Source organism: Mesorhizobium sp. M7A.F.Ca.US.014.04.1.1 (assembly GCF_003998745.1).
GTDB classification, from domain to species: Bacteria; Pseudomonadota; Alphaproteobacteria; order Rhizobiales; family Rhizobiaceae; genus Mesorhizobium; species Mesorhizobium ciceri.
Genome location: NZ_RZRW01000072.1, coordinates 1 through 15,521 on the forward strand (window position 1 = coordinate 1; position 15,521 = coordinate 15,521).

Annotated in this window: 20 protein-coding genes and 1 pseudogene; 13 read left to right on the forward strand and 8 right to left on the reverse strand. The window is 63.8% G+C overall.

Annotation, left to right across the window (positions count from 1 at the left end; all coding sequences use genetic code 11):
* On the forward strand, positions 1-822 hold an 822-nt coding region (locus EOA22_RS07565; RefSeq protein WP_127389908.1), incomplete at its 5' end, for a TRAP transporter large permease subunit.
* Complete coding sequence (locus tag EOA22_RS07570) at positions 819-1,202, forward strand: DUF1850 domain-containing protein (protein ID WP_063169651.1); 384 nt, start codon at positions 819-821, stop codon at positions 1,200-1,202. The genes EOA22_RS07565 and EOA22_RS07570, both read left to right, overlap by 4 nt.
* A gap of 15 nt (positions 1,203-1,217) precedes the next feature.
* Here the strand turns inward: EOA22_RS07570 and EOA22_RS07575 are convergent, their stop codons facing one another.
* Both EOA22_RS07575 and EOA22_RS07580 read right to left on the reverse strand, forming a co-directional pair.
* Entirely contained in the window at positions 1,218-1,604 is a 387-nt protein-coding gene (locus EOA22_RS07575; RefSeq protein WP_255337212.1) for a DCC1-like thiol-disulfide oxidoreductase family protein, read from the reverse strand.
* 254 nt (positions 1,605-1,858) lie between these two features.
* Entirely contained in the window at positions 1,859-1,999 is a 141-nt protein-coding gene (locus tag EOA22_RS07580) for a hypothetical protein (RefSeq protein ID WP_013528645.1), read from the reverse strand.
* 149 nt (positions 2,000-2,148) lie between these two features.
* On the opposite strand from EOA22_RS07580, the gene EOA22_RS07585 reads away from it, so the two are divergent.
* Genes EOA22_RS07585 through ligD form a run of 3 tightly spaced genes read left to right on the forward strand, consistent with a single transcriptional unit; the run spans position 2,149 to position 5,772 of the window.
* The gene (locus tag EOA22_RS07585; RefSeq protein WP_127224458.1) at positions 2,149-2,364 is read left to right on the forward strand and encodes a hypothetical protein; all 216 of its coding nucleotides are present in this window, start codon (positions 2,149-2,151) and stop codon (positions 2,362-2,364) included.
* Between the two features lie 12 nt (positions 2,365-2,376).
* Positions 2,377-3,246, forward strand: a complete 870-nt coding sequence (locus tag EOA22_RS07590; protein ID WP_063169649.1) for a Ku protein — start codon at positions 2,377-2,379, stop codon at positions 3,244-3,246.
* A gap of 12 nt (positions 3,247-3,258) precedes the next feature.
* Entirely contained in the window at positions 3,259-5,772 is a 2,514-nt protein-coding gene (gene ligD, locus EOA22_RS07595; protein WP_063169648.1) for a DNA ligase D, read from the forward strand.
* Between the two features lie 76 nt (positions 5,773-5,848).
* On the opposite strand, the gene EOA22_RS07600 is transcribed toward ligD, so the two are convergent.
* Positions 5,849-6,523, reverse strand: coding sequence for a winged helix-turn-helix domain-containing protein (locus tag EOA22_RS07600; protein ID WP_013528648.1), 675 nt, complete (start codon positions 6,521-6,523; stop codon positions 5,849-5,851).
* A 68-nt stretch (positions 6,524-6,591) separates the two neighbouring features.
* Between EOA22_RS07600 and EOA22_RS07605 the strand changes: the two genes are divergently transcribed.
* The 3 genes from EOA22_RS07605 (at position 6,592) to EOA22_RS07615 (ending at position 7,545) form a co-directional block, all read left to right on the forward strand.
* Positions 6,592-6,807, forward strand: coding sequence for a DUF1127 domain-containing protein (locus EOA22_RS07605; RefSeq protein ID WP_063169647.1), 216 nt, complete (start codon positions 6,592-6,594; stop codon positions 6,805-6,807).
* Between the two features lie 64 nt (positions 6,808-6,871).
* Complete coding sequence (locus EOA22_RS07610; RefSeq protein ID WP_013528650.1) at positions 6,872-7,204, forward strand: NIPSNAP family protein; 333 nt, start codon at positions 6,872-6,874, stop codon at positions 7,202-7,204.
* Complete coding sequence (locus tag EOA22_RS07615) at positions 7,201-7,545, forward strand: antibiotic biosynthesis monooxygenase (protein WP_013528651.1); 345 nt, start codon at positions 7,201-7,203, stop codon at positions 7,543-7,545. The genes EOA22_RS07610 and EOA22_RS07615 overlap by 4 nt, the downstream gene beginning before the upstream one ends.
* A 10-nt stretch (positions 7,546-7,555) precedes the next feature.
* On the opposite strand, the gene mbfA is transcribed toward EOA22_RS07615, so the two are convergent.
* The gene (gene mbfA / locus EOA22_RS07620) at positions 7,556-8,539 is read right to left on the reverse strand and encodes an iron exporter MbfA (protein ID WP_013528652.1); all 984 of its coding nucleotides are present in this window, start codon (positions 8,537-8,539) and stop codon (positions 7,556-7,558) included.
* Positions 8,540-8,714: 175 nt separating this feature from the next.
* On the opposite strand from mbfA, the gene EOA22_RS07625 reads away from it, so the two are divergent.
* The 3 genes from EOA22_RS07625 to EOA22_RS07635 all read left to right on the forward strand — a co-directional run bounded on the left by EOA22_RS07625 (position 8,715) and on the right by EOA22_RS07635 (position 11,008).
* The gene (locus EOA22_RS07625; protein ID WP_024502197.1) at positions 8,715-9,038 is read left to right on the forward strand and encodes a hypothetical protein; all 324 of its coding nucleotides are present in this window, start codon (positions 8,715-8,717) and stop codon (positions 9,036-9,038) included.
* 295 nt (positions 9,039-9,333) lie between these two features.
* The gene (locus EOA22_RS07630) at positions 9,334-10,317 is read left to right on the forward strand and encodes a threonine/serine dehydratase (protein ID WP_027161221.1); all 984 of its coding nucleotides are present in this window, start codon (positions 9,334-9,336) and stop codon (positions 10,315-10,317) included.
* A gap of 91 nt (positions 10,318-10,408) precedes the next feature.
* Positions 10,409-11,008: a DNA-3-methyladenine glycosylase gene (locus tag EOA22_RS07635; RefSeq protein WP_063169646.1), complete on the forward strand. Its 600-nt coding sequence runs from the start codon at positions 10,409-10,411 to the stop codon at positions 11,006-11,008.
* 105 nt (positions 11,009-11,113) lie between these two features.
* On the opposite strand, the gene EOA22_RS07640 is transcribed toward EOA22_RS07635, so the two are convergent.
* Genes EOA22_RS07640 through EOA22_RS07655 form a run of 4 tightly spaced genes read right to left on the reverse strand, consistent with a single transcriptional unit; the run spans position 11,114 to position 14,812 of the window.
* On the reverse strand, positions 11,114-12,250 hold the full coding sequence (locus EOA22_RS07640) for an ABC transporter permease (protein ID WP_013528655.1): 1,137 nt from the start codon (positions 12,248-12,250) through the stop codon (positions 11,114-11,116).
* Complete coding sequence (locus EOA22_RS07645) at positions 12,247-13,167, reverse strand: ABC transporter ATP-binding protein (RefSeq protein WP_063169645.1); 921 nt, start codon at positions 13,165-13,167, stop codon at positions 12,247-12,249. The genes EOA22_RS07640 and EOA22_RS07645 overlap by 4 nt, the downstream gene beginning before the upstream one ends.
* Entirely contained in the window at positions 13,164-14,117 is a 954-nt protein-coding gene (locus EOA22_RS07650; RefSeq protein WP_027161228.1) for an HlyD family efflux transporter periplasmic adaptor subunit, read from the reverse strand. The genes EOA22_RS07645 and EOA22_RS07650 overlap by 4 nt, the downstream gene beginning before the upstream one ends.
* Positions 14,114-14,812 (reverse strand): CerR family C-terminal domain-containing protein, encoded by a 699-nt coding sequence (locus EOA22_RS07655; RefSeq protein ID WP_063169644.1) that lies wholly within the window; start codon positions 14,810-14,812, stop codon positions 14,114-14,116. Before EOA22_RS07655 ends, EOA22_RS07650 begins: the two co-directional genes overlap by 4 nt.
* Before the next feature lie 90 nt (positions 14,813-14,902).
* On the opposite strand from EOA22_RS07655, the gene EOA22_RS07660 reads away from it, so the two are divergent.
* Positions 14,903-15,376, forward strand: coding sequence for a CYTH domain-containing protein (locus EOA22_RS07660; RefSeq protein WP_013528659.1), 474 nt, complete (start codon positions 14,903-14,905; stop codon positions 15,374-15,376).
* Positions 15,373-15,521, forward strand: a pseudogene (locus EOA22_RS38695) (CHAD domain-containing protein); the annotation flags it as partial. The gene EOA22_RS07660 and the pseudogene EOA22_RS38695, both read left to right, overlap by 4 nt.

Genomic DNA, 15,521 nt, shown 5'->3' on the forward strand with positions numbered 1-15,521 from the left:
GTCAACCTCCTCGGCCTGGTGAGCGCCGCACTGGTCGTCGCCTGCTTCACGTTCAAGGGCGGCCGCGAGACGTTGCAAATCTGTGTCGACTCGCTCGCCGAAGGCGCCAAGAACGCGCTGCCGGTCGGCATTGCCTGCGCCATTGTCGGCATCGTCATCGGCACGCTGACGCTGACCGGCATCGCCTCGACCTTCATCGGCTGGATCATCTCGATCGGCGAGGACAATCTGTTCCTGTCGCTGGTGCTGACCATGGTCACCTGCCTGGTGCTGGGCATGGGCATTCCGACCATTCCCAACTACATCATCACCTCGTCGCTGGCCGGGCCGGCGCTGCTCGAGCTTGGCGTGCCGCTGCTGGTCAGCCACATGTTCGTGTTCTATTTCGGCATCATGGCCGATTTGACGCCCCCGGTGGCGCTGGCGGCGTTCGCCGCCGCACCGATGGCCAGGGAAAGCGGCCTGAAAATCGGCATCCAGGCGACCAAGCTGGCCATTGCCGGCTTCGTCGTGCCGTTCATGGCGGTCTACACGCCGGCGCTGATGCTGCAGGACGCAGGTCCGATCGCCGCCCAGTTCGGCTATCCCGTCGAGGTCGGCTACATCGTCGCCAAGGCGTGCATGGGCATCGTGCTGTGGGGTGCCGCCGCCGTCGGTTTTCTGGTCACCCGCATGGCGTGGTGGGAGCGGCTCGTCGCCTTCGCGGCCGGCGTGCTGCTGGTCGCCGCGGTGCCGCTCACCGACGAGGCCGGCTGGGTGCTGGCGCTGGCCTGGATCGGCTGGCACTGTTTTCGCGCGCGGCAGGCTTCAGTCAGAACATGAGCCTGTGCATCCTGGCCGCGGGCAAGACGGTAACGCTCTCCGTCGCCGCCTTCACGCTGTCCTGGACGCATTCGGTGGAACGGACGCGCTGGCAAGAAGACTGGAAGGTCACGTCCTCCGGCCTGCAGGTGGTCGAAGCCCGGATCGAGGGCTCGGGCGCCGGCATGGAGCCGCCGGAAGGCGCGGTGCTGAAGGAGGGTTGGTGGAGCTATGCGCCTGATGTCGGCCCGCAGCGGCGCGTCGTGCTCGCCGCTTCAGGTGCAACCAGCGACGGCTGGACACTGTGCACGGTTCAGGGCTGCCGGGAATTGGGGAGGACGGCAGGCGGACCGATCGTGCTCGAGCCGTGCCGGCCGGATGGCACGAGCCAGCCGCGGTAGCGCATAGCCACACCCTCAGCCAAGGAACCGCTTGCGCAGCTCCGGAGAAGGAATGTCGCAAGCATCCTTCCTGCCGAACAGGGCGTAGCGGTTCCTGGCGATGCGATCATAGAGCCAACCACGCAGCGGGCGCGGCAACAGCAACAGTGCCTTGGCCGCCCGCCAAGGCCAGCCGAGTTCCGCCATGACGGCGACAAAACTGTCCAGCCGCGTGAAGGCGACGCCGTCGATCAGGACGAGATTGGTTTCGTAAGAGTCGGTGCGCAGTCCATGCTTCCGGAACAGCGCTTCACCGAAGGGCGACTGCGCGGTGGCGAAGCGGAAACGGCCTTGGCGGTCGAGCCTGACCACCATGCGCACGAAACCGGAGCAGAGCACGCAGACGCCATCGAAAACGATCAATGGATGGCGTGAGTCGAGAACTGTTTCGAAGGGACGAGTTGACTGGGGTCGAACTGGTTGAAGATGGTCCGTCACGCTGGCCTCGGCTGCTCGTGTCCTATGACACTAAGCCGGCCAGCGATGGTATCAAAGCCGTGGCGATGTCGCACGGCGCCTGTCGGCGAGAGCGGGACGCTCGGCGCGATAGGTGGTGGCGCGGATAGAGGCGGCCGGCCTGCAGATCCGGCTGTTGTGGCGATTTTCGAAAGCCATGATCAGTGCGCGCCCAGCGAGTTGCCGCGACGGGCGCAGGCCGGGCCGGGGCCGCGCATGTAATAGCGTTCGGGCCGGTAGGTCGGCGCAACGAATTCGCGGATGGCGGCGGCATAGCCGATGAGGTGCGCGAGGAAGTTCATTACCTTGTCCCTGTCCCGATTTTCGGATGTCCCTTCCGAATTGCGGTCATCATAGCGTCGAGGCGTGAATAGTCGGTGAACGTGATGTTAATATCTGGTCGAAAATGCCTTGCTTCGTGGCTGGAATGCGGCTGATTCGGGGTCTTTCCGTGCAGTTGGTTGGCATTCCGGCCAATGTGACTTTTGCATCACATATGTTTCGTTTGAATGTCGCCTGCGCGCGGTTCTGTTTCAACTTTTGCCGAGCCCGCGAAATTTCCGTGCTGGCGGCCAGAACCACTCAGGCGGCCCCTTGGCATCCAGATCGGCGCGGGAGCGCGGAACTGGAGCGCGATCTGTCCGTTCTCACCTTCATCTGGTTCTGAAGGGAAGATATCATGGCGCCGCGTCCGGCCTGGAGAGGCTATCTGAAGCTTTCGCTGGTCACCTGTGCCGTCGAACTGACCAATGTCGTCACCCATACGGAGCGGGTCTCGTTTCGCATTCTCAACCGCAAGACCGGCAACACGGTGAAGCGCCTCTATGTCGATGCCGAAACCGGCAAGCCGTTGGAGGAGGATGACGAGATCAAGGGTTATGAACTCGACGATGGCAATTTCATCCATATCGAGGAAGACGAGATCGAGGCGGTGCAGATCGAATCCTCGCACACGATGGCGCTCGACGGTTTCGTCGACAAAGCTTCGATCCAGCAGATCTATCTCGACACGCCCTACTATGTGGCGCCCGCCGACAAGGTGTCGGAAGAGGCGTTCGCCGTCATTCGCGATGCGATGGCGGGCAAGAAGATGGCCGGGCTGGCGCGTATCGTGCTCTACCGACGCGAACGGCCGGTGGTGATCGAACCGCTCGGCAAGGGCATGGTGCTGACGACGCTGCGCTACGACAACACGGTACGGCAACCGGACACCGTCTTCGGCGACATCGAGCCCGTGAAGACCGATCAGGAGATGACCGATCTGGCCGAGTTGATCATCGACAAGAAGAAGACGAAGTTCGATCCCTCGAAATTCGACGACAAATACGAGGACGCGCTGCTGGAGCTGATCCGCGCCAAGAAGGCCGGCCACAAGGCGCCGAAGGCCAAGGCGGCGCCCAAACCTTCCAATGTCGTCAATCTGTTCGACGCGCTGAAGAAGAGCCTGTCGGACTCCGGGTCATCGAAAACATCTTCGTCGGCGAAGGCCAGGCCAGCGGCCAAACGCGCCAAGTCGAAAGCCAGCGCGCCCAAACGCAAATCGGCGTGAGGAACCCAACGGATGGCCAGCCTCGAACAATATCACTCCAAGCGCGATTTCAAGAAAACCGCCGAACCGGCCGGCAAGGTCGCCCGGACCAAGCAGGGCGAGGCCGGCGGCATCTTCGTCATCCACAAGCATGCCGCGACGCGGTTGCATTACGACTTGCGGCTCGAGCATGACGGCGTGCTGTGGAGTTGGGCGGTGACGCGCGGCCCGAGCCTCGACCCGCATGAGAAGCGACTGGCTGTCCATGTCGAGGATCACCCGATCGACTATGCGCCGTTCGAAGGCACCATTCCCAAGGGCGAATATGGCGGCGGTTCGGTTATCGTTTGGGACGAGGGCACCTGGATTCCCGAGATCGACCCGGCCAAGGCGATGAAAAAGGGCCATATCAGCTTCGAGCTCAGGGGACACAAGCTGCATGGGGCATGGCATCTGGTGCGGCTGAAGCCGCGAGCGGGTGAAAAGCGCGACAACTGGCTGCTGATCAAGTCGGACGATGCCGCAGCGCGTCCCGGCGAGGACATCCTCAAGGAAGCGCCTGAATCGGTGAAGTCCGGCCTGACGATCGAGGAGGTCGGCGAGGGCAAGACCGCGAAGGGCGAGAAGCCGAAAGTCTGGCATTCCAACAAGCCGGCCGCCGTCAAGACAAAAGCCGGCAAACGCCTCGACTTTATCGAGCCGCAGCTGGCCACGCTCGAGCGCGATGCGCCGCCGGGCAAGGACTGGCTGCACGAAGTGAAGTTCGACGGCTATCGCATGCAGGCGCAGATCGCCGGCACCGATGTGCGGCTGCTGACCCGCACCGGCCTCGACTGGACGAAGAAATTCGGCGGCGAGATCGTCGCGGAGCTGGCCGGGCTGAAGTGCAGCGACGCCATCATCGATGGCGAGGTGGTGGTGCTGGCCGACAGCGGCGTCTCGTCTTTCGCGCTGCTGCAGCAGGACCTGTCGGCGAAGCGGACCAATCGCTTCATCTATTACGTGTTCGACCTGATGCGGCTCGATGGGCAGGATCTTCGGCGCGAGCCGCTGGTCGAGCGTAAGCAGGCCTTGCAGGAACTGCTCGGCGAACAGTCCGACAATGCGGCGGTCCGCTTCAGCGACCATTTCGCCGAACCCGGCAAGATCATGCTGGAGCATGCCTGCCGGATGGGCCTGGAAGGCGTCGTCTCCAAGCGTGCCGATGCACCCTACCGCAGCGGCCGCGGCCCGACCTGGGTCAAATCGAAATGCACGGCGCGGCAGGAATTCGTCATCGGCGGCTACCTGCCGTCGGACAAGACCGGGCGCGGACTGCGCTCGATCCTGGTCGGCTTCCACGAGGGCGGCAAGCTGCATTATGCCGGCCGCGTCGGCACTGGTTTTTCGGGCAAGGGCGCCAATGAGCTGAAGGCAAAACTCGATGCGTTGACGGCAAAATCATCGCCCTTCGCCACCGCCGTGCCGAAGGGCAAGGGCCTGGTCTGGGTCAAGCCTGAACTTGTCGGCGAAGTGGAGTTTCGCAGCTGGACCTCGGACCGTATAATACGCCACGCCTCGTTCCAGGGGTTGCGCGAGGACAAGCCGGCGGAGGAAGTCGTGCAGGAAAAGCCCAAAGCGGCGACAGGCAAGCCATCGACAGGCAAGAGCACGGCCAAGCCGGCATCAGGCGGCAAAGCCGCCGGGTCGATCACGACCACGGTCAAACTCTCGCATCCCGACAAGCTGCTGTGGCCGGACGAAAACATATCCAAGCAGGGCCTGCTCGACCATTACGCACAGGTTTGGCCGCGCATGGAACAGTTCGTGGTCAACCGGCCGCTCAGCCTGGTGCGGGCGCCGGACGGCGTCGGCGGCCAGCGTTTCTTCCAGAAGCATGCCTCGGCTGGCATGAGCGACAAGATCGCGCGCATGAAGGACCCGACCGACGGCGAGGAAATCCTGTTCATCCGGGATTTCGATGGTGTTGCCGCACTGGTCCAGTATGGCGTGGTCGAGATCCACATCTGGGGGTGCACGATCGATGAGATCGAGAAGCCCGACCAGATCATCTTCGATCTCGATCCCGATGAAGGTGTCGACGTGAAGGCGGTGCGCGAGGCGGCACTCGATATCCGGGGCAAGCTCGACGAGCTGTCGCTGCCGAATTTCGTCAAGACCTCGGGCGGCAAGGGCTATCACGTGCTGGTGCCGCTGAAACCGGCGGCGGATTGGGATGCGGTGAAGGGCTTCGCCCATGACTTTGCCCGCGCGTTGGAGCAGGGTGCCCCCGATCGCTACACGGCGACGCTGTCGAAAAAAGCGCGCACGGGAAAGATCTTCGTCGACTATCTGCGCAACGGCAGGGGCTCGACGACGGTCGCGCCCTATTCCTCGCGCGCCAAGAAAGGCGCCACCGTGTCGATGCCGGTGACCTGGCCAGAGATCGAGGCCGGCTTGCCGCCGAACGCTTTCCCGATCGGCGACAAGACGACGCTGAAGCAGCTGGCGAAAGCCGATCCGTGGAGGGAATTTTTCAAGCAGGGGAAGGCGTTGAAGCGGGGGTAGTTCGCGCAATTTGCCAGCGCAGCGATCCTTCGCGCCCCCTCTGGCCTGCCAGCGTGACGAAATCAGCGTCGGCTCCTCAGCTCAGAAACACCTTCTCGAAAGCCTGCTTGCCCGGCAGCGAGAAAATCACCGCGCGGCTGTCCTTCTCGCGGCGCGCCCATTTCTCGGCAAGGATCTTGTCGAGGATGGCGGCGCCCAGCGTGCCGGCGAGGTGCGAACGGCGCACGCTCCAGTCGAGGCAGGCGCGGCATACCGGCCGGCGCGGCTTGGTGTAGACGTCGATGCCGATCGCGGCGAAATGCGAAGCCGCCGATGGCCCGAGCCTGATCTCTTGTTCGTCGCGGACCAGTACGTTCTTGGCGACGAGCCGGTCGAGCATCGCCACTGCCTGCTCGCCGGCGAGGTGATCGTAGCAGACGCGCGCCACGCGCATCGCTGCATCGCGCGGACCCGGCCGCACACGCTTTGGACCGACGGCTTCCGCGACGCCTGTGATGGCTTCGATCATGCCCGCCACCTGCGGTCCGGCGAGGCCGTAATAGCGATGCCGGCCCTGGCTCGCCACCGTGAGCAGCCCACCTTCCATCAGTTTGCCCAGGTGCGAGCTGGCGGTCGGCAGCGAGACGCCGGCCTCGAGCGCCAGCTCGCTTGCCGTCAGCGCCGTGCCGCCCATCAGGGCATTTAGCATGTTTGCCCGTGCCGGGTCGCCGACCAGGCTGGCGATGCGGGCGATGTCGGGTCCTTCGCGCATAGTTCGTTCCTCATCGAAGCGTTCTTGTCAGATAATCACTATTCTCCGGTGAGATCAAGGAGACGACGATGGCCGCACGAACCGCTTTCCCCTCAGCCCCGCTCCACAGCCGTCGGTTCTTCCCGTTCGTCAGCTGGTTGCGTTCGCGGCTGCTGGCCCGCTGGTATGACCGCCATCTGCAGCGTCTCGACCTTGCCGAGATCGACGACCATCAGCTGCGCGACCTTGGCCTGACGCGGCAAGACGTGCGCCGCGAATGCGCGAAGTCCTTCTGGCAGCCCTAGCAGACCAGTCGGCACGACGTTTCGATGTCGTTCAAACTATTGACGCAGCCCCGAGGAGACCACAATGACCATCACCTGCTTCATCCGCTACGAGATCGACCCGTTCGGCAAGGCGGCCTTCGAGGAGTATGCGCGCAACTGGGGTCAGGCCATTCCGCGCTGCGGCGCCGATCTGATCGGCTATTACGCGCCGCATGAGGGCTCGGCGACGACCGCCTATGCGGCCTATAACATCGAAAGCCTGGCCGCCTACGAAGCCTATCGCGCCCGGCTTGCCGCCGATCCCGCCGGCAAGGCAAACTACGAGTTCGCCAAACGCGAGAGATTCATCCTGAAGGAGGATCGCATGTTCCTGAAACTGGCCTCAGGCCCGCACGCGAAACTGGTGCTGCCGTGATTGCCGTCATCTTCGAGGTCGAACCGGCGGAGGGCCGGCGCGATGCCTATCTGAGCATCGCCGCGGACCTGCGTCCGCTGCTCGACGGCATTGACGGCTTTCTCTCCATCGAGCGTTTTCAGAGCCTGGCCGATCCGAACCGCATCCTGTCGCTGTCGTTCTGGCGAGATGAGGAAGCCGTGAAGGACTGGCGCAACACCGAGGAACACCGGCAGGCGCAGAAGGCCGGTCGCGGCGGCATCTTTGCCGGCTACCGATTGCGCATCGCCCATGTCGTGAGGGACTATGGGCTGACGGAAAGGGACGAGGCGCCGGCCGACAGTCGGGCGGTGAATGGGTGAGTGAGGCTACTCACGCATTCCCGATCAGCACGCCGGCCGCGAACACCAGGGCGCCGCCCAGCACCACCTGGAAGGCGGCGCGCAGGAAGGGCGTCTGCATGTAGCGGTTCTGGACAAAAGCGATCGCCCACAATTCGAAGAACACCACCACCGCGGCAACCCCGGTCGCCGTCCAGAAATGCGGAATGAGATAGGGGAGTGCATGCCCGAGACCGCCTAGCGTCGTCATGATGCCGACGGTCAGACCGCGCTTGAGCGGCGAGCCGCGGCCCGACAGCTTGCCGTCGTCTGAAGCGACTTCGGTGAAGCCCATCGAAATGCCGGCGCCGATCGAGGCGGCAAGCCCGACCAGCAGCGTCTGCCAGGTGTCATGCGTGGCAAAGGCGGCAGCAAAGATCGGCGCCAGTGTGGACACCGATCCGTCCATCAGCCCGGCCAGCCCTGGTTGCACATAGGTGAGGATGAACTGGCGCTGCTCGGCGGCGGTCTCTTCATCCTTCACTTCGCCCGGCACATGTTTCTGCTCCAGCCGCTGCGCCAGTGTCTCATGGCCCAGTTCGGCCACCGCCAGATCGTCGAGCAGTTTTCGCGTCGAGGCATCCGCCGTGCGCTTGGCAGCCTCGACATAGAAAAGGTAGGCTTGCCGCTCCATCGCCTCGGCCTGGCTGCGCACGTGCTCGATGCCGAGCGGCCGGACCAGCCAGTCGGGCTTGCGCTCGTAATAGCCCTTCACATGTTCGCGCCGGATCAGCGGAATGCGCTCGCCGAAACGCTTGCGGAAAAGCTCGATCAGCGAATCGCGATGGCCATCCTCTTCCTCGGCCATCTCCTCGAACACTTTTGCCGATTGCGGGAAGTTTTCCGTCAGGCCGTCGGCATAGGCCCGATAGATGCGACCGTCATCCTCCTCGGACGAAATGGCCAGCGCCAGGATCTCCTGTTCGGAAAGCGATTCGAAGGGGCGGCGGCCGAAGCCGAAAACACGGGAAAGCATGAGGAATTCACCCTAGTTTAGAATAGTTCTAAACTAGGGCTCAAGGTGCCTCCGGTCAATTGCGCGCTTGGGTCGCGGTCAAGAATTGTTGAAGCTCGCATGCCGGGCCGACCCCTTCATTATCAGTGAATGTTCACCTATATAATTCAACCCAGCCAGAACAAGGAACCCGCAGATGACGGCAAAACAGCCTCCGCATCCCTATGACCCAAAGCCCGTTCTCGATCTCATCGCCAGCATCGAGGCCGATCTGCAGCGCCTGAAAGGCCTGGTCGAGCAGCAGGTCGAGAAATTCGACCCCGCCAATCCGCACAACAAGGCGCCGGACGGCAAACTGACCGAGGAAGGCGTCGAGTGCTGCTACCGCATGTTCGACGAGGGCAAGTCGCGCTATTCGGTCGCCCAGCAGATGAAGATATCCTTTGCCGCCGCCAGCCACCGCTTCAACAACTGGCGCAAGCTGGGCGGGAGCAAGAGGCAGAGGACGCTGTTGGGGTGAAACTCGTGAGACGGCGGCGGGACGGCGCCCCCCTCTGTCCTACCGGACATCTCCCCCACGTGGGGGAGATTGTCAGCTTCATTAGGTGTGCCCCTTCTTCAACGTTGGAAATTGGCGAAAGCGGATACCCAGCCGATCTCCCCACCCGTGGGGAGATGTCCGCAGGCCAGAGGGGGGCGTGCAGCCGAGGCGTTGGCGACCGTCTCGCTAAACCTTGTAACGGTCACATTTTTCCCATGGTGCGCCGCCTCCCTTTGCGGGCATCATGGAAAGACCCCTGTCCACTGGACCTCACATGACCGCCACCACCCCTCCCGGCATCGCCGACATCCACGCCGCCGCCGCGCGTCTCGCCGGCCTGATCGTCGAAACCCCGTTGATCGAATCGCAGGAGCTGAACAAGCGCTTCGGCGGCCGCATCCTGTTCAAGCCGGAGACGCTGCAGCGTACCGGCTCGTTCAAGTTCCGTGGTGCCTACAACAAGCTGTCGTCGCTGAGCGACGAAGAACGCAGCCAGGGCGTCGTCGCCTTCTCGTCGGGCAATCATGCGCAGGGTGTCGCCGCTTCGGCCGCGATGTTCGGCGTCAAGGCGGTCATCGCCATGCCTTCAGACGCGCCGGCGATGAAGATCGCTAACGTCCGCAAGATGGGGGCGGAGGTGGTGCCGTTCGACCGCTTTCGCGACGACCGCATGAGCGTGGTTCGCCCTTACGTGGAAAGAGGCATGGTGCTGGTGCCACCCTTCGACGACCCGGCCATCATTGCGGGCCAAGGCACGATCGGCCTCGAATTGATGCGCCAGGCAAAAGCGCTTGGCGTCGACCTCGACGCGGTCGTCATTCCCTGCGGCGGCGGCGGCCTGACCAGCGGCATTTCGGTTGCCGTCAAGGACGCCTCGCCCAACACTGCGGTCTGGGCGGTGGAGCCCGAGCATTTCGACGACACCCGCCGGTCGCTGGCCGCCGGCGCCAGGGTGTCGAACGAACCCGGCCACGCGTCGATCTGCGACGCGATCCTGACCGCGGAGCCCGGCCTGATCACCTTCGAGATCAACCGCAGGAACCTGGCAGGCGGCATCGCCGTTTCCGACAAGGCGACGGCACAGGCGATGCGCGACGCCATGGCCTATCTCAAGCTGGTGGTCGAGCCCGGCGGCTGCGTGGCGTTGGCGGCGCTGTCGTCGGGCGAGATCGAACTGTCCGGCAAATGCGTTGCCGTGGTGCTGTCCGGCGGCAATGTCGATTTCGGCACTTATGCCGGGATCATGGCCGCGGCTTGAGACGGGATGTCCAAAGGATCCGACATGGATCTGAGGCAGGTTTCGCCTTGGATCACTCCTCGCCCGCCTCCAAATCGTCGCCGGGCTGAACATGGTCATCTACCGCCCGCTCACGCGTTCTGAGCTGCCCGACGATACGGCATCCCTTGCCCGCACTCTCATCGGCAAGATCGTGGTGCGCGAACTGCCCGAAGGCATCGCCAGCGGCCGCATCGTCGAGACCGAGGCCTATGTGACCGGCGATGCCGCCGGGCACGGCTACCGGGGCCAGACGCCGCGCAACCGTTCGTTGTTTCTCGAGGCTGGGCACGCTTATGTCTATCTCGCCTACGGCATCTCCTACATGCTCAACGTCTCGAGCGAGATGCCAGGGGTCGGAACCGGCGTGCTCATCAGGGCGCTCGAGCCGCTCGAAGGCATTGCGCTCATGCGGCTCAATCGCGGCATCGAGCGCTTGCGCGACCTTGCGCGAGGACCGGGAAGGCTAGCCCAGGCACTGCGGATCGATCGTTCGCTCGACGGGCTCGATCTTTGCCGCAAAGGCCCGCTATGGCTGGCAACCGACGAGCATCAAGGCGGCGACATCGCCCAAGGCATCCGGATCGGCATTACAAAGGATGCCGATCGCCCGCTGCGGTTTTACGTCAAGGGGAGCGCCTTCGTCAGCGGCCCGAAATCGCTCAACGGTTAGTGGCAGTTATAAACCATGGAGATTGGCGAAAGCATTTCTCCCTTCGTCATCCACGGGCGGAGCAAGGAGCGAAGGCTGGTAGCAAGACTGGAGGTCGTGCGGCGTCTAATCCAGTGTCCGCCTGAATCGCACCAATGCTACGCCGGCAAACAAAGCCACGAACACCACCAGCCAGCCGATCTCCGTTGCCACGGCCGGCAGTTCGGCCCCCTTCAGCATCACCGCGCGGGTGATGCGTAGGAAATGCGTCAGCGGGAATATCTCGCCGAAGATTTGTGCCCAGTCCGGCATGCCGCGATACGGGAACATGAAGCCGGACAGCATGATCGACGGCAGGAAGAAGAAGAAGGTGAGTTGGAGCGCCTGCATCTGCGTGCGGGCGATGGTCGAAATCGTGTAGCCGAGCAGCACTAGCGCCAGCACGAAGATCAGCACGGCGGTCAGGAGCAGCGACATCGATCCGGTGAAGGGGATGGCGAACAGAAGTTTCGCCGCCGCCAGCACCACCACCACCTGCACGCCGCCGACCGCCAGATAGGGCAGCACCTTGCCCATCATGATCTCGAGCGGGCTGGACGGCATCGCCAGCAGGTTCTCCATCGTTCCGCGCTCGGTCTCGCGTGTCAGCGCGATCGAGGTCATCATCACCATGGTCATCTGCAGGATGACGCCCAGCAGGCCGGGCACGATGTTGTATTGCGAGATGCCTTCGGGATTGTAGCGCCGGTGTACGACGACATCGAGCTGACCCTTGGCGGCCTCGGCGGCGGCTTCCTGCGTGCCTTGCGCCCTCAGCAGCGCCTGGCTGGCGACTGTGCCGAGCGTCGAGATGGCGCCGCTGGCCACCGCCGGGTCGGTGGCGTCGGCCTCGATGAGTATCTGCGGGCTGTTGCCGCTCTCCACCCTCCTGGCGAAATCGGCCGGGATGGTGACGACGAAGGCAACGTCGCCGCGCGATATCAGGAACTCGGCCTCGGCGGCACTTTGCGCGACATGGTCGAAACGATAGTAACCGGTGGTCTGCAGCGCCGCGACAATGGCGCGCGTATAGGGATCGTTGCTCGTCGCCACGAGTGCTGCCGGCAGGCTTTTCGGGTCGTTGTTGATGGCGTAGCCGAAAAGCACCAATTGTATCAGCGGCACGCCGAGCATCATGGCGAAGGTGATGCGGTCGCGCCGCATCTGGATGAATTCCTTGATCAGCAAGGCGCCAAGCCGGGCGAAGGAAAAGACGCTGTTCATTCCATGTTGTCCTTCGAGCCGGACATGAACTGGATGAAGACGTCCTCGAGGCTGGTTTCGCCGGGCGAAACTTTCACGCCCTTGTGCTCTCTCTCGACATCGGCAAGCACGGCTTCGAGCTTCTTCTTGTCGGAGCCGACGACATGCAGCGTCGCGCCGAACGGCGCCACCTGATCGACGCCGGGGCGGCCCTGAAGCGCTTCGGCGACCTGATCGAGGCGCGGACCCTGCAGGACGAAGGTGGTCAGCCCGGCATTTTTCACCACTTCGGCGACAGTGCCGGTGGCCAGCATCTTGCCATAGGAGATGTAGCTGATGCGGTGGCAGCGCTCGGCTTCGTCCATATAGTGGGTGGAGACCAGCACGGTCAGCCCGCCGCTGGCGAGGCGATGGATCTCGTCCCAGAACTCGCGCCTCGCCTTCGGGTCGACACCGGCCGTAGGCTCGTCGAGCAGCAGCAATTTCGGCTTGTGCATGATGCAGGCGGCCAGCGCCAGCCGCTGCTTCCAGCCGCCCGACAAGGTGCCGGCCAGCTGGTTGCGGCGCGACGTCAGGCCGAGGTCCTCCAACGTGCTCGCGACATGCCCCTCGACCGGCTTCAGCCGGTAGAGCCGCGCCACGAATTCGAGATTCTCGCCGATCGTCAGATCCTCGTAGAACGAGAATTTCTGCGTCATGTAGCCGACTTCGCGCTTGATGCGCAGGCTGTCGGTGCGGATGTTGAAACCGAGCACCGTGCCTTCGCCCTCGTCCGGCGTCAGCAGGCCGCACATGATGCGGATGGTGGTCGTCTTGCCCGAACCGTTGGGGCCGAGAAAGCCGACGATCTCGCCCTCGGCAACCGACATCGTCACATGGTCGACGACGGTCTTGTCGCCAAAGCGCTTGACCAGGCCGTGTACGTCGATGGCGTTCATCTTGCGCTGTCCGCCAGATCGACATCGACGATCTGGCCGGGCTGCAGCGGGCCGGCATCGCCCTCCGGCCGCGCCTCGACGAGGTAGACCAGCTTCTGCCGGTTCTCGAGCGAATAGATCACCGGCGGGGTGAACTCGGGATCCGGCGAGACGTAGCTGACGCGCGCCTTAACATCCGGGCCGCAGCCGTCGCAATGGACGCCGAGCAAGGTGCCGACCTTGACCGAGGAGAAGGCGCTCTCCGGGATATAGACGCTGAGCTTGACCGCGCCGTCGGGCAGGATCGAAATCACAGGCGCGGTCGGACCTGATGTATCGCCCGGATTGCGGATGACGTCGTTGACGCGGCCGGGCGAAGGGGCGGCCAGCACCCGTTTCGACAGCCGCCACTGCGCCTGCTCCAACGCGGCCTGCGCCTGCTTGACCTGATTGTCGGCGGCCTTGATCGTCTCGGGGCGCGCCGGCAGGCCGCCGACGGCGAGATTGGATTTGGCCTGGCCGACCTGCGCATTGGCCGTTTCGAGCGTGGCCGACGCGGTGTCGAAATCCGCTTGCGTGCCGGCGCCGCGCTTGAACAGATCGGCGGCGCGGTCGTATTTGCGCTTGGCGTCGGCGGCCTGGGCGCTGGCCATATCGACCTCGGCCTTCAGCACGGCGATCTCTTCCGGCCGCTTGCCGATCTGCAGGTCGGCCAATTGCGCCTGCGCCTGGGCAAGGCCGGCCTGCGCCTGCGCGACAGCGATTTTTGCGTCGGCACTTTCCAGCGTCACCACGGTCGTGCCAGGCACCACACGGTCGCCGCGCTTCACCGTGACGGTCTCTACCTGCGCCACCTCGATCGGCGCCAGCAGCACGTAGTCGCCTTCGACATAGCCGACGGCCAGCGGTGCTGCCGGGGCACAGGCCGAGAAGAGCTGCGCGGCGAGCGGCAGCGAACACAGAAAGCTCATGGTCTTTGCCCCTTTGTCTTTGCCCCTTTTCTGGCGGCCAGTATGGCCTTGAGATTGCCCGATGTGACCGCCACCACCTTGGCGGCCTCCGCGGCGCCGATATCGGGCCAGCCCATGCGGCGCATCACCGCCTCACGGCCGATGCGGAAATAGATGACCTGGCCGATCAGCGTGAACACGGTGAGCCTTGTGGCCTCGCTTTCGGCGGGCTCGCCAGTTGCCTGTTCCCACAGCTGGCACAGCCGGCGATGGCTCGGCTCGAAGACACCGTCATAGATACGATCGAGGGCTGCCGTTGGATGGGAAAGTTCGCGCAGGATGAACTGCACGATCTCACCGGCCTGCGGACTGGCCACGACAAAGCCGACCATTCGCTCCAGCGCCGCGAAGAGCTGCGCCTGCGCTGCCTCCGGACCGACCGGCGCGGGCGCCTGCGCATTGCCGAGCGCCGGGCCGGCGACCGTCTGGATGGTCTCGACGATAAAGTCGGCGGCGGCCGTGCGAAGACCCTCCTTGCCGCCGAAATGATAGGCGATCGAGCCGATATTGGCTCGCGCCTCGGCGGCGATCTCGCGCGTCGAGGTGCCGTCGAAGCCCTGCCGTCCGAACAGCTTCAGTGCCGCCTGGACAAGCGCCGCGCGCGTCATCTCGGCGGGCTCGCGACGAAGAACTTTGGGCTCAGGTAGTTTGATCATAAGTGCACTTTAATCAATCGATTGATTAACGTCAACTTCTGTTCGTCATTGTCTTGCCATCGACGGCGGCAAACGCTTTAGTGCGCGGCCATGGGCAAGGAAGTCGAACGAAAATTCCTGGTCACCAGCACCGCATGGCGGGAGTTGGCCGAGGCCAATATCCGCATTCTCCAGTTCTATCTCGCTGCCGGCCCCGGGCGCACAGTGCGCATCCGCATCAGCGACGGCACTTCCGCCAAGCTGACGCTCAAATTCGGCAGCAAAGCGCGCGAGCGCGACGAATTCGAATACCCGATCCCGCTGTCGGAGGCGGTGGAGATGCTGGACTTCGCCATCGGACGTGTCATCGAGAAGACACGTCACCATGTTAGGCACCGTGGCTATCTCTATGAAGTCGATGTCTTTGGCGGACCGCTTGCGGGACTTGTGGTCGCCGAACTTGAGACGCCGGAGGACGTGCCGGACGAAATGCTGCCCGACTGGCTCGGCCGTGAAGTCACCGGCGAGCAGAAATTCTACAACGCGTCGCTCGCCCTTGGTGGGATTCCGGAGATCGCCGCATGAGCTTTCGCATCGATCCGCGCCTGCCGCTGACCGGCGAGGTCAGGAGAATCCTTGCCGAGGAGATCGGCAAGGCGCTGCATCATCTTGACGCCGCACGGAGCCGGCCGGAACAGGCGCTGCACAAATGCCGCAAGCGGCTGAAGAG

Excerpts from the sequence above, each read along its gene's own strand:
- EOA22_RS07570 (WP_063169651.1), top strand. The coding sequence starts at position 819 with ATGAGCCTGTGCATCCTGGCCGCGGGCAAGACGGTAACGCTCTCCGTC.
- EOA22_RS07580 (WP_013528645.1), bottom strand. The coding sequence starts at position 1,999 with ATGAACTTCCTCGCGCACCTCATCGGCTATGCCGCCGCCATCCGCGAA.
- EOA22_RS07590 (WP_063169649.1), top strand. The coding sequence starts at position 2,377 with ATGGCGCCGCGTCCGGCCTGGAGAGGCTATCTGAAGCTTTCGCTGGTC.
- ligD (WP_063169648.1), top strand. The coding sequence starts at position 3,259 with ATGGCCAGCCTCGAACAATATCACTCCAAGCGCGATTTCAAGAAAACC.
- EOA22_RS07600 (WP_013528648.1), bottom strand. The coding sequence starts at position 6,523 with ATGCGCGAAGGACCCGACATCGCCCGCATCGCCAGCCTGGTCGGCGAC.
- EOA22_RS07605 (WP_063169647.1), top strand. The coding sequence starts at position 6,592 with ATGGCCGCACGAACCGCTTTCCCCTCAGCCCCGCTCCACAGCCGTCGG.
- EOA22_RS07610 (WP_013528650.1), top strand. The coding sequence starts at position 6,872 with ATGACCATCACCTGCTTCATCCGCTACGAGATCGACCCGTTCGGCAAG.
- mbfA (WP_013528652.1), bottom strand. The coding sequence starts at position 8,539 with ATGCTTTCCCGTGTTTTCGGCTTCGGCCGCCGCCCCTTCGAATCGCTT.
- EOA22_RS07625 (WP_024502197.1), top strand. The coding sequence starts at position 8,715 with ATGACGGCAAAACAGCCTCCGCATCCCTATGACCCAAAGCCCGTTCTC.
- EOA22_RS07630 (WP_027161221.1), top strand. The coding sequence starts at position 9,334 with ATGACCGCCACCACCCCTCCCGGCATCGCCGACATCCACGCCGCCGCC.
- EOA22_RS07635 (WP_063169646.1), top strand. The coding sequence starts at position 10,409 with ATGGTCATCTACCGCCCGCTCACGCGTTCTGAGCTGCCCGACGATACG.
- EOA22_RS07640 (WP_013528655.1), bottom strand. The coding sequence starts at position 12,250 with ATGAACAGCGTCTTTTCCTTCGCCCGGCTTGGCGCCTTGCTGATCAAG.
- EOA22_RS07645 (WP_063169645.1), bottom strand. The coding sequence starts at position 13,167 with ATGAACGCCATCGACGTACACGGCCTGGTCAAGCGCTTTGGCGACAAG.
- EOA22_RS07650 (WP_027161228.1), bottom strand. The coding sequence starts at position 14,117 with ATGAGCTTTCTGTGTTCGCTGCCGCTCGCCGCGCAGCTCTTCTCGGCC.
- EOA22_RS07655 (WP_063169644.1), bottom strand. The coding sequence starts at position 14,812 with ATGATCAAACTACCTGAGCCCAAAGTTCTTCGTCGCGAGCCCGCCGAG.
- EOA22_RS07660 (WP_013528659.1), top strand. The coding sequence starts at position 14,903 with ATGGGCAAGGAAGTCGAACGAAAATTCCTGGTCACCAGCACCGCATGG.